Annotated in this window: 13 protein-coding genes; 12 read left to right on the top strand and 1 reads right to left on the bottom strand. The window is 64.7% G+C overall.

Annotation, left to right across the window (positions count from 1 at the left end; all coding sequences use genetic code 11):
• Positions 1-475 precede the first annotated feature (475 nt).
• From ehuB to ehuA, 4 genes are all read left to right on the top strand, one after another.
• The gene (gene ehuB, locus DOM56_RS01250; RefSeq protein ID WP_110707140.1) at positions 476-1,345 is read left to right on the top strand and encodes an ectoine/hydroxyectoine ABC transporter substrate-binding protein EhuB; all 870 of its coding nucleotides are present in this window, start codon (positions 476-478) and stop codon (positions 1,343-1,345) included.
• A gap of 130 nt (positions 1,346-1,475) precedes the next feature.
• A complete protein-coding gene (gene ehuC, locus DOM56_RS01245; RefSeq protein ID WP_110597783.1) occupies positions 1,476-2,147 on the top strand; it encodes an ectoine/hydroxyectoine ABC transporter permease subunit EhuC in 672 nt (223 codons plus the stop codon).
• A 3-nt stretch (positions 2,148-2,150) separates the two neighbouring features.
• Positions 2,151-2,843 (top strand): ectoine/hydroxyectoine ABC transporter permease subunit EhuD, encoded by a 693-nt coding sequence (ehuD, locus tag DOM56_RS01240; RefSeq protein ID WP_110597782.1) that lies wholly within the window; start codon positions 2,151-2,153, stop codon positions 2,841-2,843.
• Positions 2,840-3,637, top strand: a complete 798-nt coding sequence (ehuA, locus tag DOM56_RS01235) for an ectoine/hydroxyectoine ABC transporter ATP-binding protein EhuA (RefSeq protein ID WP_110707139.1) — start codon at positions 2,840-2,842, stop codon at positions 3,635-3,637. Before ehuD ends, ehuA begins: the two co-directional genes overlap by 4 nt.
• A gap of 124 nt (positions 3,638-3,761) precedes the next feature.
• On the opposite strand, the gene thiD is transcribed toward ehuA, so the two are convergent.
• Positions 3,762-4,583 (bottom strand): bifunctional hydroxymethylpyrimidine kinase/phosphomethylpyrimidine kinase, encoded by an 822-nt coding sequence (gene thiD, locus DOM56_RS01230; RefSeq protein ID WP_110707138.1) that lies wholly within the window; start codon positions 4,581-4,583, stop codon positions 3,762-3,764.
• A 262-nt stretch (positions 4,584-4,845) separates the two neighbouring features.
• Here thiD and ndhC point away from each other — a divergent pair, with 262 nt between their 5' ends.
• The 8 genes from ndhC to nuoI all read left to right on the top strand — a co-directional run bounded on the left by ndhC (position 4,846) and on the right by nuoI (position 14,233).
• Complete coding sequence (gene ndhC / locus DOM56_RS01225; RefSeq protein WP_110707137.1) at positions 4,846-5,301, top strand: NADH-quinone oxidoreductase subunit A; 456 nt, start codon at positions 4,846-4,848, stop codon at positions 5,299-5,301.
• Positions 5,302-5,441: 140 nt separating this feature from the next.
• Positions 5,442-6,119, top strand: coding sequence for an NADH-quinone oxidoreductase subunit B (locus DOM56_RS01220; protein ID WP_110597778.1), 678 nt, complete (start codon positions 5,442-5,444; stop codon positions 6,117-6,119).
• An 85-nt stretch (positions 6,120-6,204) separates the two neighbouring features.
• Complete coding sequence (nuoC, locus tag DOM56_RS01215) at positions 6,205-8,007, top strand: NADH-quinone oxidoreductase subunit C/D (RefSeq protein ID WP_110707136.1); 1,803 nt, start codon at positions 6,205-6,207, stop codon at positions 8,005-8,007.
• Positions 8,008-8,017: 10 nt separating this feature from the next.
• Positions 8,018-8,530, top strand: a complete 513-nt coding sequence (gene nuoE, locus DOM56_RS01210) for an NADH-quinone oxidoreductase subunit NuoE (protein ID WP_110707135.1) — start codon at positions 8,018-8,020, stop codon at positions 8,528-8,530.
• Between the two features lie 31 nt (positions 8,531-8,561).
• Positions 8,562-9,902 carry an NADH-quinone oxidoreductase subunit NuoF gene (gene nuoF / locus DOM56_RS01205; protein WP_110707134.1) on the top strand — a complete coding sequence of 447 codons (1,341 nt, stop codon included), beginning with the start codon at positions 8,562-8,564 and terminating at the stop codon, positions 9,900-9,902.
• Positions 9,903-9,917: 15 nt separating this feature from the next.
• Positions 9,918-12,692 carry an NADH-quinone oxidoreductase subunit NuoG gene (gene nuoG / locus DOM56_RS01200; RefSeq protein WP_110707133.1) on the top strand — a complete coding sequence of 925 codons (2,775 nt, stop codon included), beginning with the start codon at positions 9,918-9,920 and terminating at the stop codon, positions 12,690-12,692.
• Complete coding sequence (gene nuoH / locus DOM56_RS01195) at positions 12,689-13,672, top strand: NADH-quinone oxidoreductase subunit NuoH (protein ID WP_110707132.1); 984 nt, start codon at positions 12,689-12,691, stop codon at positions 13,670-13,672. The genes nuoG and nuoH overlap by 4 nt, the downstream gene beginning before the upstream one ends.
• Before the next feature lie 12 nt (positions 13,673-13,684).
• Positions 13,685-14,233: an NADH-quinone oxidoreductase subunit NuoI gene (nuoI, locus tag DOM56_RS01190; RefSeq protein WP_110707131.1), complete on the top strand. Its 549-nt coding sequence runs from the start codon at positions 13,685-13,687 to the stop codon at positions 14,231-14,233.
• Positions 14,234-14,298: the final 65 nt, after the last annotated feature.

The raw sequence follows: 14,298 nt of genomic DNA, 5'->3' as shown, positions 1-14,298 counted from the left end.
CCTTTGAAAATCGGGGTGGAAAGTTGGACGAAAGGTTAGCACGCCGGAGCGACATTGGAATGATCGAGATCAATAGCAAGCAAAGCGTTATTGAAAACAGACGCTACTAGAACGTATGTTTATGTTACTGGCGTCTCGAGGAAGAGGTGATGGCCTGGAACGGGCGAAATCCGGTTCTCTGACCATTGCCGGTAGCGAAAAAACGGGGGCGAATCCCCGGTCCGGGAAGCTACTGGATCGCCATTGTCATGAGTCAATAAAGGCTTTGACGCCCGCCGCTGGGGTGGTGCTACTATCCAAGCGGACCAAACTTTTGCGAATTGTCCTGGTTTGTGGTTCGCAGATCATGACAATTATGCCAAGGCCACGTCGGCCTGGGCGTGATGACAAGCGATCAAGCGCCCATCATCGAGAACTCGAGTCGAGGGTGGCCCGCCAACGCGGGTCTGAATCTTGCAGACGGAGAATCTGAACGATGCGATACAACATCAATAAAGGCGTCACGACACTGATTGCCGGTTCCGTGCTTTCCTGCCTGGCCGTCGGGGTCGCGCAGGCCGCTTCACTCCAGGAGATCAAGGACTCCGGCTCGGTCAAGATCGCCGTGGCCAACGAAATTCCCTACGGCTACATGGACATGAGCGGGGAGGCCAAGGGCGCGGGGCCCGACGTCATCCGCCATATCATGAACGAGATGGGTGTCGACGACATCGAGTGGGTCACCACCAACTTCAGCTCGCTGATCCCTGGCCTGCAGGCCAATCGCTTCGACATCGCCGCGGCCGAGATGGCGGTGCTGCCGGATCGCTGCCAGCAGGTGATCTACTCCGAGCCGAACTCATCCTACGGGGAGGGGCTGCTGGTCAAGGAGGGCAATCCAAAGGATCTGCACGCCTTCAGCGACTTCGTCGACGGTGATGCCAAGGTCGCCATCATGGCGGGTGCCGACCAGCTCGACATGCTGCAGGCGCTCGGCGTGCCGCAGGACAACATGGTCACCATCTCCAGCAACGCCGATGCGATCTCGACCGTATCGACCGGCCGCGCGGATGCCTACGCCGCCACCAGCCTGACGGTCAGCGAGCTGGCCGACAAGAGCGGCGACGTCGAGTCCGCCGGTGATTTCAAGGATCCGGTCATCGATGGCGAAGAGGTGCGAAGCTGGGGCGCGTTCGCGTTCAACAGCGACAACACCGAGTTGCGCGACGCGGTCAACCAGGCGCTGGAGAAGTACAAGCAGACGGACGCATGGCGTGAAACCCTGATGGGCTACGGTTTCAGCCAGGCCGATGTCGATGGTTCGAGCCATCACACCACGGAAGAGCTCTGCACCGCGGATTCGTGAATTCAGCCCGTTTCTGAACGCGATATGACTGCGCATGTCCGCTGAGGTCGTCCTCGAGGGGGCATGCGTGCCGTGATTGATGGTCCCGGTTCGGCCGGGACCCTTCGTCAGCGACTGCGGGGTCTTCCCGATGGAATGGACGAGCTATCTCGCCCCCCTCTCCCAGGGCGCGTGGGTGACCGTACAGCTCACGGTCTACTCGACGATTCTGGGAGCTCTCTGTGCCTTCGTGTTCGGTCTCGGCAAGCTGTCCCACAACCCCCTGGTCAAGGGGATCAGCGTTGCCTACATCGAGATCTTCCGCGGCACATCCCTGTTGGTGCAACTGTTCTGGATCTACTTCGCGCTACCCATCATGGGGCAGGCGATCGGGCTCGACCTGCGCTTTCCGCCGGTGGTGGCGGGGGTCGTCGCGCTGGCGCTGAATATCGGCGCCTATGGTGCCGAAGTGGTTCGCGGCGCCGTGCAGGCGGTACCCAAGGAGCAGTACGAAGCGGCGACCGCGCTCAATTTCACCGGGCGCAAGCGACTGTGGCGCATCACCCTGCCGCAGGCGATTCCGGAGATGATGCCGACCTTCGGCAATCTCGCGGTCCAGAACCTCAAGGACACGGCGCTGGTGTCGCTTATCTCTCTGGGCGACATGGCCTTTCGGGCCGAGCAGATCCGTAATTTCACCCAGGACAGCGTGACCGTCTACACCCTGGTCCTGTTCATGTACTTCGGCATGGCGCTGGTGCTCACGGCCTGCATGAAGCTGCTGGAACGCTACGTTGGCCGCTGGCGCGCGGCGGGGAGATAACGCATGTTTTTCGGCATCGAATGGGATACCAGCAGCCAGTGGGCCTTTGCGGTCTCGATCTTCCCGATTCTGCTGCACGGTCTGGTGGTGACACTGCAGGCCACCGTGGTCGGCTTCTTCATCGCCCTGATCCTGGGCCTGGTGCTGGCGGCGCTGAAAAGCGCGCCGACCCGCTTCATCCGCTGGCCAGCCAAGCTGGTGACCGAGTTCATTCGGGATACCCCGCTGTTGATCCAGCTATTCTTCCTGTTCTACGTGCTACCCGAATTCGGGTTGACGCTGCCGGCATTTCTGACCGGTGCGCTGGCGCTGGGCGTGCAGTACAGCGCCTATACCTCCGAGGTCTACCGCGCCGGCCTGGAGGCGGTGGCCAAGGGGCAGCGCGAGGCGGCTCGCGCACTCAACCTGGCGTCCGCCAGGACCTTTACCCATATCATCCTGCCGCAGGCGATCCCGCGCATCATTCCCGCGCTGGGCAACTATCTGGTCTCGATCATGAAGGACGTGCCCGTGCTGTCGGTCGTGACCGTGCTGGAGATGCTCGGCGTGGCCAAGATCATCGGCGATCGCACCGGTGGCTACCTGATTCCGCTCTCCATGGTTGGCGGCCTCTATCTGGTGATGACGATCATTGCCTCCTTCGGCGTGCGCTACCTGGATACCCATCTGCCCAAGCGAGGCCTCTCTCTCAAATGAACGACGCCACCGACAATAGCGGCCCCATCATCAAATTCGACAAGGTCGTCAAGCGCTTTGGCGATCATGTGGTTCTCGACGAGCTCGATTTCGAGGTCCAGCGAGGCGAGAAAGTGACGATCATCGGCCCCTCCGGCTCGGGCAAGTCGACGGTGCTGCGCATCCTGATGACACTCGAGGAGATCAACGGCGGTGTCGTCTACGTCGGCGGCGAGCCGCTCTGGCATCAGCGCAAGGGCGAATCACTCGAACCGGCTGGCGAGCAGCACCTGCGCCAGATGCGAAGCCACCTGGGCATGGTATTCCAGCAGTTCAACCTGTTCCCGCACATGACGGTGCTGCGCAACTTGACCGAAGCGCCGGTCCAGGTGCTCGGCGTCAGCAAGGCCGAAGCGAAGCAGCGCGGCATGGAGCTGCTGGAGATGGTGGGACTGACCGACCAGGCCACCAAGTACCCCCACCAGCTCTCCGGTGGTCAGCAGCAGCGAGTGGGCATTGCCCGGGCACTGGCAATGCGGCCCAAGATCATGCTGTTCGACGAGCCGACCTCTGCGCTGGACCCGGAGCTGGTGGGGGAGGTGTTGAACGTCATCCGGACGCTGGCCGACGAGCACGACCTGACCATGCTGCTGGTGACCCACGAAATGCATTTCGCGCGCCAGGTCTCCGACCGTATCTGCTTCTTCGACAAGGGGCGGATCAAGGAGCAGGGCAAGCCGGAGGAGATCTTCACCGCCCCGAAGGAGGAGCGTACCAAGGCCTTCCTGAAAGCGGTTCTCGACCCGGACGATTGAGCCACGGGCTTCGGGCTTCGGGCGAGAAATGCCAGCGACGCTGGCATTTCTCGCTCAACGGCAACACCCTGATCTTCGCGGCTCGCGACTCGCGGCTCGCGGCTCGCGGCTCGCGGCTCGCTCTCTACCACCAGGCGTGGAAATGGTGTGGCGGCCCCTTGCCCTGGCCAACGGTGAGGCGATCGCTGGCCTCCAGGGCCTGGAGAAGCCACTGCTTGGCGCCGCCGATGGCCTGTTCGACGTCGGGGTGGGTGGGGGGCAGGTGCGCCAGGTGGGCCGCGATCGCCGATGAGAGCGCGCAGCCCGCGCCATGGAGGTTGCGTGTCCGCAGCCGTGGCGCATCCAGCCAGCGCGTGGCGTTCGGCACCCACAGCAGGTCCGGGCAGCGATCCAGCGGTAGATGGCCTCCCTTCAGCAGGCCGTGAGGGGCCCCCAATGCCGCGAGATCGCCTACCATCGCCTCCATGGCAGCGAGGTCTCGTGGCACCTCGGTCCCGAGCAGGGCCGCGGCCTCGGGGAGATTGGGCGTGATCACGTCGGCCAGCGGGACCAGGATGTCTCGCACGGCACGCAGCCCCTCGTCGTCCACCAGTCGGTCGCCGCTCTTGGCGACCATCACCGGGTCGAGCACGATCCAGCGCGGCCGGCGTCGCGCCAGCGCCGCGGCAATCGTTTGCGCCACCTCGCGGCTGGCAACCATGCCGATCTTGACCGTATCGATCTCGACGTCGTCGAGCAGGTTGTCCAGTTGGGTGCGGATCAGCCCCACCGGTACCGGCTCGACCGCCACCACGCCGCGCGTGTTCTGCGCGATTACGGCGGTAATCACGTTGGTGGCATAGACGCCGAGGGCCGAGAACGTCTTGATATCGGCCTGCAGTCCGGCGCCACCGGACGGGTCGGATCCGGCGATCGTCAAAGCATTGGGAATCGAGCGAGAAACCATGGGTGGACATTGCAAGCAGCGGGAAAGCGTCTAGCCTAAGACAAGATGCCGTCATTGCCCAACGGCAATAGGTGGATTGAAGGTCAGAGTGGCGAAGACGATGGTCCGGCAGCGGCCCGCCAGATTTACCGACAGGCTGCAATAGGACTAATTAGCAGACTTGTTACCCAGTCGTCATCGTGTAAACTCGTAAACTTACGAACCTGTCAGTTTGGTTCGATATCCATCATGTTCGGGTTCCATCACGTCTGCGAGGGAAGGCATGTCCGATCCGGTCTCCGCATGGATTGCCAGCTACTGGGCTACCGGCTTTTTCGTGGTGGCCGTGGTGGCGCTCTGTGGATTGATGATCGGCGCTGCCAGCCTGCTCGGTGGCAAGAGCCACGGACGCAGCAAGTCCCTGCCGTTCGAGTCCGGCATCGTGGGTGCCGGGTCCGCGCGCCAGCGGTTCTCGGTCAAGTTCTATCTCGTTGCCATGCTGTTCGTCATCTTCGATATCGAAGCCGTCTACCTGTTCGGCTGGGCCGTCTCCGTGCGCGAGGTGGGCTGGACGGGATTCGCCGGGGCGGCGGTATTCATCCTTATTCTACTGGCAGGCCTGGTCTACGATGCTCGCGTCGGCGCGCTCGACTGGGCGCCGCGCAAGCGCGGGCGCGAAGACGCGTCGCGTGCCCGCGAGCTGGCTGCCGTGCCAGGGGTCGAGCGTCGTGCACGCTGAAGCCGCCCGTTGCCTCGAGACGTAACGCGTAAAGCAGGATCGCGGTATCGATCGACAAGATTATAACGATGGGAGCCAGGCATCCGTGACTGATCTGCGCTTCCTCGACCGTTTTTCTATCAGGTTTGTTGAGGCCCACTATGCAGTACACCCTGACCCGTGCGGAGGGAGGCGATTCCTCGGCTGATCGTTACCCACTCGGCGAGCGCGAGATCGTCGATGATCCGATGAAACAGCAGGTTCATCGCAACGTCTTCATGGGCAAGCTCGAGGACGTGCTTCACTCGGCCGTCAACTGGGGGCGCAAGAACTCGCTGTGGCCCTACAATTTCGGGCTCTCGTGCTGCTATGTGGAGATGACCACGGCGTTCACCGCGCCCCACGACGTCGCCCGTTTCGGGGCCGAGGTCATCCGCGCCTCGCCACGCCAAGCCGATTTCATGGTCATTGCCGGCACCTGCTTCATCAAGATGGCGCCCGTCATCCAGCAGCTCTACGACCAGATGCTCGAGCCCAAGTGGGTCATCTCGATGGGTTCCTGCGCCAACTCCGGCGGCATGTACGACATCTATTCGGTGGTCCAGGGGGTCGACAAGTTCCTGCCCGTGGATGTCTACGTGCCCGGCTGCCCGCCGCGTCCCGAAGCGTTTCTCCAAGGTCTTCAGCTCCTGCAGGACTCGATTCAGGAAGAGCGTCGTCCGCTCTCCTGGGTGGTCGGGGACCAGGGCGTCTATCGTGCCGAGATGCCGTCGCAGCGTGAAAAGCATCGCGACAGACGCATTGCGGTCAAGGAGCTGCGCACCCCCGATGGCATCTAGCCCGGTCGTCCACGTCGATCGTTACTGCCATTGATCCTTGTGGTCGTTTTCGACCATTGATTCTGCACCCGGGGGCCGCCAGACCATGACCGCAGCCGATGATTCTCGAAACGAGAGCGCGACGACTTCCAGCGCCTCCCATGCCGCCGGTCAACCCGACGTCATGGCCGAACTGGCGCGCCAGTTCGGCGAGGCCGCCTTTACGCCGCAGGCGACGCTGACCGGCATGCCGGTCATCTGGGTCGCTCGCGAGCAACTCCGAGATGTGCTCGGCTTCCTGCGGCGCGTGACCGGTCCGTTCTCGATGCTCTTCGATCTGAGCGCCGTGGACGAGCGCCTGCGGACCCACCGCCGCGGCCTGCCGCCATCCGATTTCACCGTCTTCTACCAGTTGCTGTCGGTGGAGCGGAACGCTGACCTGATGATCAAGGTCGCGCTGCACGAGCGAGACCTGGCGCTGCCCTCGATCAGCGACATCTTCGTCAATGCCAACTGGTACGAGCGCGAGGTCTTCGATCTCTTCGGCATCCACTTCAGCGGTCATCCGCATCTGACCCGGATCATGATGCCGCCGACCTGGACCGGTCATCCGCTGCGCAAGGACTACTCCGCCCGCGCCACCGAATTCGACCCCTACACGCTGACGGTGAAGGGCCAGGAGGTGGAGCAGGAGGCGCTGCGTTTCGATCCCGCGGCCTGGGGCATGAAGCGCGAGGGCGAAGAGACCGAGTTCATGTTCCTGAACCTCGGGCCCAACCACCCCTCGGCCCATGGCGCCTTCCGCATCGTGCTGCAGCTCGACGGCGAGGAGGTGGTCGACTGCGTGCCGGACATCGGCTATCACCACCGCGGCGCCGAGAAGATGGCGGAGCGCCAGTCGTGGCACAGCTTCATCCCCTATACCGATCGTATCGACTACACCGGCGGGGTGATGAACAACCTGCCCTATGTGCTGGCGGTGGAGAAACTGGCCGGCATCACTGTCACCGACCGTGCCAAGACCATCCGGGTGATGATGGCGGAGATGTTCCGCATCAACAGCCACTTGCTGTTCCTGGGGACCTATCTACAGGATCTGGGCGCCATGACGCCGGTCTTCTTCACCTTCACCGACCGCCAGAAGGCCTACGAGGTGATCGAGGCGATCACCGGTTTCCGCATGCACCCGGCGTGGTATCGCATCGGCGGCACCGCCCATGATCTGCCCAAGGGCTGGGACAAGCTGGTGCAGGGCTTCGTCGACTGGATGCCCAAGCGTCTGGCCGAGTACGAGAAGGCGATGATGGACAACGCCATCGTGCGCGATCGCACCCGCTTCGTCGCCGCTTTCGATACCCGGCAGGCGCTGGAGTGGGGCGTCACCGGTCCCAACCTGCGCGCCACCGGGCTCGACTTCGACCTGCGCAAGAAGCGCCCCTATTCCGGCTACGAGAATTTCGATTTCGAGGTGCCCACCGCCGTCAACGGCGACGCCTTCGATCGCGGCATGATGCGGATCGAGGAGATGCGCCAGAGCGTGCGCATTCTCCAGCAGTGCATCGATCACATGCCGGCTGGCGACTACAAGGCTGACCATCCGCTGACCACGCCGCCGCCGCGGGAGAAGATGCTGCAGCACATCGAGACCCTGATCACCCACTTCCTGCAGGTCTCGTGGGGGCCGGTGCTGCCGGCCGCCGAGTCGATGCAGATGATCGAGGCGACCAAGGGCATCAACAGCTACTACCTGACCAGCGACGGCAGCACCATGAGCTACCGGACACGTATTCGCACGCCCAGCTTTCCGCATCTGCAGCAGATCCCCGCCGTCATGCGCGGCGGGTTCGTGCCGGATCTGATCGCGCACCTGGGCAGTATCGACTTCGTCATGGCCGACGTGGACCGATGAGGCAGCCATCATGACTACTACCGCGACCATTGGGACGACTATCGCCAGCGACGGTTTCGTCCTCGACCCCGCCGACCGCGCGGCGATTCTCGAGGAGCGGGCGCACTACCCCTATCCGCAGGCGGCGAGCATCGAGGCACTGAAGATCGTGCAGAAGCGCCACGGCCACGTGCCGGATGGCGCGATTCCGGCGATCGCCGAGACGCTGGGCATTCGCGTCGCCGACGTCGAGGGCGTGGCGACCTTCTACAGCCTGATCTTCCGGCAGCCGGTCGGCCGTCACGTGATCCTGATCTGCGACAGCAGCTCCTGTTTCCTGACCGATTACGAGGCCCTGCGCGACGCCTTCATCGATCATCTCGGTATCCAGATGGGCCAGACCACCGCAGATGGCCGCTTCACCCTGCTGCCGGTGTGCTGTCTCGGTGCCTGCGATCGCGGGCCCACGATTCTGATCGGCGAGGATCTGCACGGCCCGGTGACCCCGGACGAGATCCCCCGGCTGCTGGAGGCGTACGCATGACGATCAAGAACCTGATGCGGGAGGGCGAGTCGTGAGTCGCATTCTGCAATCCGCCGGCGAACGCCGCGCCGAGACCCATCCGCTGACCTGGCGCCTGCACGACGACCAGTCGCCGGTGCTGCTCGAGGAGTATCTCGACACCGGCGGCTATGCCGCGGTCACCAAGGCGCTGGAACAGTACACCTACGAGTCGCTGACCGAGGAGGTGAAGGGCGCCAATCTTCGCGGCCGTGGCGGCGCGGGTTTCTCCGCCGGCATGAAGTGGAGCCTGACCGCCAAGGGCGGCGATGCGCCGCGCGGCTATATCGTCTGCAACGCCGACGAGATGGAGCCGGGCACCTTCAAGGATCGCCTGCTGATGGAGCAGCAGCCGCACCTGCTGATCGAGGGCATGATCCTGGCCGGTTACGCCAACCGCTCGAAACAGGGCTATATCTTCCTGCGCGGCGAGTACCACCTGGCGGCCGCCTCGATCCAGCGTGCCCTGGCCGACGCCCGCGCCGATGGCTGGCTGGGTCCGGACGTGCGCGGCAGCGGCTGGGATTTCGATATCGCCCTGCACACCGGTGCCGGGCGCTATATCTGCGGGGAAGAGACCGCGCTGATCAACTCGCTCGAGGGCAAGCGTGCCAATCCGCGAGCCAAACCGCCGTTCCCCGGCCAGTCCGGCGCCTGGGGGCTGCCGACGGTGGTCAACAACGTCGAGACGCTGTGCAACGTGCCGGGCATCGTCAATCACGGCGCCGACTGGTTCCAGGCGCTCTCCGGCGATCTCAGCAGCGACGGCGGCACCAAGCTCTACGGGGTCTCCGGCAAGGTCAACAATCCCGGGCTGTGGGAGTTGCCCATGGGCACCACCGGCAACCGGATCCTCGAGCTCGCCGGCGGCATGCGTGACGGCCTGACCCTCAAGAGCTGGCTGCCCGGCGGTGGCAGTACCGGCTTCCTGCTGCCCGAACACCTGGAGCTGGCGCTCGATTTCGACACCATCGGCAAGACCGGCAGCCGCATGGGAACGGGGCTGCTGACCGTGGTCGCCGACAACCAGAGCATGGTCTCGCTGACCCGCAACCTTGAGGAGTTCTTCGCCCGCGAATCCTGCGGCTGGTGCACGCCGTGCCGCGACGGCCTGCCGTGGAGCGTCAAGCTGCTGCGGGCGCTGGAGGCTGGCGAGGGCCAGGCTGGCGATATCGAGCTGCTCGAGCAGATGGCCCGCGACCTGGGGCCGGGCAAGACCTTCTGCGCGCATGCGCCGGGGGCGGCGATGCCGCTGGCATCCGCGATCCACTATTTCCGTGACGAGTTCGAGCGCGGCATCACCCGACCCGAGGGTGAGGCGCACGCGGACCCGATCCCGGTCGGCAGCGTGTAGGAGGAGTTCGACGCCATGGCCACTATTCACGTCGACGGCAACGACTACGAAGTCGAAGACAGCGACAACCTGCTCCACGCCTGCCTTTCGCTGGGACTGGATATTCCCTATTTCTGCTGGCATCCGGCGATGGGCAGCGTCGGGGCGTGCCGCCAGTGCGCGGTGAAGCAGTACAAGGATGCTGACGACGACCGCGGCATGCTGGTGATGTCGTGCATGGCGCCGGTCAAGGACGATGCCTACATCTCCATCGCCGACGAGGAGGCCAAGGCCTTCCGCGAGACGGTGATCGAGTTCCTGATGGTTAACCACCCCCACGACTGCCCGGTCTGCGAGGAAGGGGGTCACTGCCATCTGCAGGACATGACGGTGATGACCGGCCATGACCGGCGTCGTTACCGCTTCCGCAAGCGCACCCATCGCAACCAGAACCTGGGGCCGTTCATCGCCCACGAGATGAACCGCTGTATCACCTGCTACCGCTGTACGCGCTTCTACCAGGACTACGCCGGTGGCGAAGACCTGGGGGCCTTCGGCGCCCACGACAACGTCTACTTCGGCCGCGTCACCGATGGCACGCTGGAGAGTGAGTTCTCCGGCAACCTCACCGAGGTCTGCCCGACCGGGGTGTTCACCGACCAGACCCACTCCGATCACTACACCCGCAAGTGGGATCTGCAGTTCGCACCGAGCATCTGCCACCAGTGCGCCAGCGGCTGCAATATCAGCCCCGGCGAGCGCTACGGCGACATTCGCCGGATCGAGAATCGCTACAACGGCGACGTCAACGGCTACTTTCTCTGCGACCGTGGCCGGTTCGGCTACGGTTACGTCAACCGCAAGGATCGGCCGACTCGCCCCGAGTGTCGGGAGAGCGGGGGTGACGCCCGGACGATGGAAGTCGACGAAGCGCTCGATCTCGCCGCGGATCGCCTGCGTGGCGCCAAGCGGGTCATCGGCATCGGCTCGCCCCGGGCCAGCCTGGAGAGCAACCATCGGCTGCGTCAGCTGGTCGGCGCGGCCAACTTCTCCACCGGTATCGAGGCCGGAGAGCTGGCGCGGATCCGGCGGATGGAAGCGCTCAACCGCGAGGCGGGGCTGGCCACGCCGAGCCTGCGCGAGATCGAGCGGTGCGATGCGATCCTGGTCCTCGGTGAAGACCTCATCCAGAGCGCCGCCCGCGTCGCGTTGTCGGTGCGCCAGGCGGTGCGCGGCAAGGGCGTCGAGCTGGGCGCCGAGCGCGGCATCCCCGAGTGGAACGCCGAAGCGGTCAAGACCATCGCCCAGGGTGCCGGCCATCCTCTGTTCCTGGCCACGCCGGACGCGACCAAGCTCGATGGCATCGCCACCCATGCCGGGCGACTCGCGCCCGATGATATCGCCCGGCTCGGGTTCGCCGTGGCGCACGCCCTCGATTCCACCGCGCCGGTCGTCGACGGTCTCGACGAAGAGACGTCGCAGCTGGCCGGGCGCATCGCCGATACCCTGCTGGCGGCGAAGAAGCCGCTGGTCATTGCCGGCGAGTCGTTGGGTTCGATGGCGATCCTGGAAGCGGCCGGCAACATCGCTCGGGCGCTCGGCCGGCGCCAGCGTTCGGATGCCGGCCTGACCCTCGTTCGCCGCGAGGCCAATAGCGTCGGGCTCGGGTTGCTGGGTGGCGAATCCCTCGACTGGGCGATGGCCCAGCTCGAGCAGGGCGACGCCGACGGCGTGGTGATCCTGGAGAACGACCTCTATGTCCGGTTGCCTACGTCACGCGTAGACAGCGCGCTCGGGCGGGCCACGGCGGTCGTCGTGGTCGACCACCAGCGGACGCCGACCTGGGAGCGCGCCGACGTCGGCTTGCCGGCGGGCACCTTCGCCGAGAGCGACGGCACCCTGGTCAGCCTGGAAGGCCGTGCCCAGCGGTTCTACCAGGTCTTCGACCCCAGCTACATGCGCCCGGACACCCGGATTCGCGAGAGCTGGCGCTGGCTGCACGCGCTTCACGCCACGCTGGAGCGCCAGCCGATGGAGACCATCCTGCTCGACGACCTGACCCAGGCCGTTGCCGAGGATGCTCCCGCCCTGGCGCCGCTGCACCAGAATACGCCGGAGGCGATGTTTCGCATCCACGGCCTGAAGCTGGCTCGCGAGCCCCACCGCTATAGTGGCCGTACTGCCATGCGTGCCAATCTCAACGTCAACGAGCCGCGGGCGCCGGTGGACCTCGATACGCCGTTCGCCTTTTCGATGGAGGGCTATGCCGGCTATCGCGAGCCGCGCCGGGAGGTCGCCTTCGCCTGGGCGCCGGGCTGGAACTCCCCGCAGGCCTGGAACAAGTTCCAGGACGAAGTCGGCGGCCACCTCCGCGCCGGCGACCCGGGCAAACGGCTGTTCACGGCCGCCGCCGTCGGTGGCGACTACTGCAGCGAGATCCCTGCCGCGTTCGAACCGCGCGAGGGCGAATGGCAGGTGATCGATCTGCCCCAGCTGTTCGGCGGTGACGACATGTCGCGCCGCGCCGAACCGATCCGCGAACGCATGGCGCCGCCCCAGGTCGCACTCAACCAGGCCGATGCCGCGGGGTTGGGTATCGGCGCCGGCGATGCGGTCTCGATCGCTGTCGATGGCACGCGCTTCAAGCTGCCGGCGAGACTCAGCGCCGGTCTGCCGCCAGGTGTCGTCGGCCTGCCCGCTGGTGCGATCCAGGAAGTCACCGGAGGTCTGACGCCAGGCGTCATGCGCTGGGGGCAGGTTGCGAAAGCGGAGCACGATAGCCAGGCGCCGGCCGGGGAGGCGCGCCCATGAGCTGGTGGACGCCGCAAGTCGAGGCGACGTTGATCGCCATGGTTCAGGCCGTGGTCATCCTGCTGGTCGTGGTCGTTTCCGGGGCGCTGCTGAGCATGATCGAGCGACGCCTGCTGGCGCTATGGCAGGATCGCTACGGCCCCAACCGGGTCGGGCCTTTCGGGCTTTTGCAGATCGCCGCCGACATGCTCAAGATCTTCTTCAAGGAGGACTGGATCCCGCCGTTCGCCGACCGTACCTTCTTCGTGCTGGCGCCGGCGATCGCCATGGCCTCGCTGCTGCTGTCGTTCATGGTGATCCCAATCACGCCCGGCTGGGGGGTGGCGGATCTCAACATCGGCATTCTGTTCTTCTTTGCCATGGCCGGCATCAACGTCTATGCGGTGCTGTTCGCCGGCTGGGCCAGCAGCAACAAGTATGCGCTGCTCGGCGCCCTGCGTGCCTCCGCCCAGACGCTCTCCTACGAGGTCTTCATGGGTCTGGCGGTCATGGGCATCGTCGCCATGACCGGCTCGTTCAACATGCGCGACATCGTCAACGCCCAGGAGAACGTCTGGTTCATCGTGCCGCAGTTCTTCGGCTTCTGTACCTTCGTCATCGCCGGTATCGCGGTGACTCACCGCCATCCGTTCGATCAGCCGGAGGCGGAGCAGGAGTTGGCCGACGGCTACCACATCGAATATTCCGGGATGAAATGGGGCATGTTCTTCGTCGGCGAGTACATCGGCATCGTGCTGATCTCGGCGCTGCTGGTGACGCTGTTCTTTGGCGGCTGGCATGGGCCGCTGCTGCCGCCGATCGTCTGGTTCCTGCTCAAGACGGTGTTCTTCGTCATCCTGTTCGTCCTGCTGCGGGCGGCGTTGCCGCGGCCGCGCTACGACAAGGTGATGAGCTTCGGCTGGAAGGTGTGTCTACCGCTGACACTCGTCAATCTATTGATCACCGGGGCGATGATTCTGCTCATCGACCCGGGCGTGTAAGGGAGAGCGACCATGCTGAGTCAGATCCGGAAGATCGTATCCGGCACCGGTACGCAACTGCGCACGCTGTGGATGGTGTTCTCGCACGCCTGGCGCAAGCGCGAGACGCTGCAGTATCCGGAGGAGCAGGTCTACCTGCCGCCGCGCTACCGCGGGCGAATCGTGCTCACCCGGGACCCGGACGGCGAGGAGCGCTGCGTGGCCTGCAACCTGTGTGCGGTGGCCTGTCCGGTGGCGTGCATCTCGTTGCAGAAGGGTGAGAAGGAGGATGGCCGCTGGTATCCGGAATTCTTTCGCATCAACTTCTCGCGCTGCATCTTCTGCGGGATGTGCGAGGAGGCGTGCCCGACCTCGGCGATCCAGTTGACGCCGGACTTCGAGATGAGCGAGTTCCGAAGACAGGAGCTCGTCTACGAGAAGCAGGACCTGCTGATCGATGGCCCGGGCAAGGACCACAACACCAACTTCTATCGCGTGGCCGGCCTGTCGATCGCCGGTAAGGACAAGGGCGAGGCGCAGAACGAGGCCGAACCCATCGACGTCAAGTCGCTGATGCCGTGAGTGGTATACGTCAGCCGGTATCGTCGAGAGATGGTAGCGGCCGGGAGCTGTTTGATGGGGGAGAG

The sequence above is a fragment of the Salinicola sp. CR57 genome (assembly GCF_003206585.1).
GTDB lineage: Bacteria > Pseudomonadota > Gammaproteobacteria > Pseudomonadales > Halomonadaceae > Salinicola > Salinicola lusitanus.
Note: the sequence above shows the minus strand (reverse complement) of the source record. Positions and strands in the feature narration are given on the sequence as shown.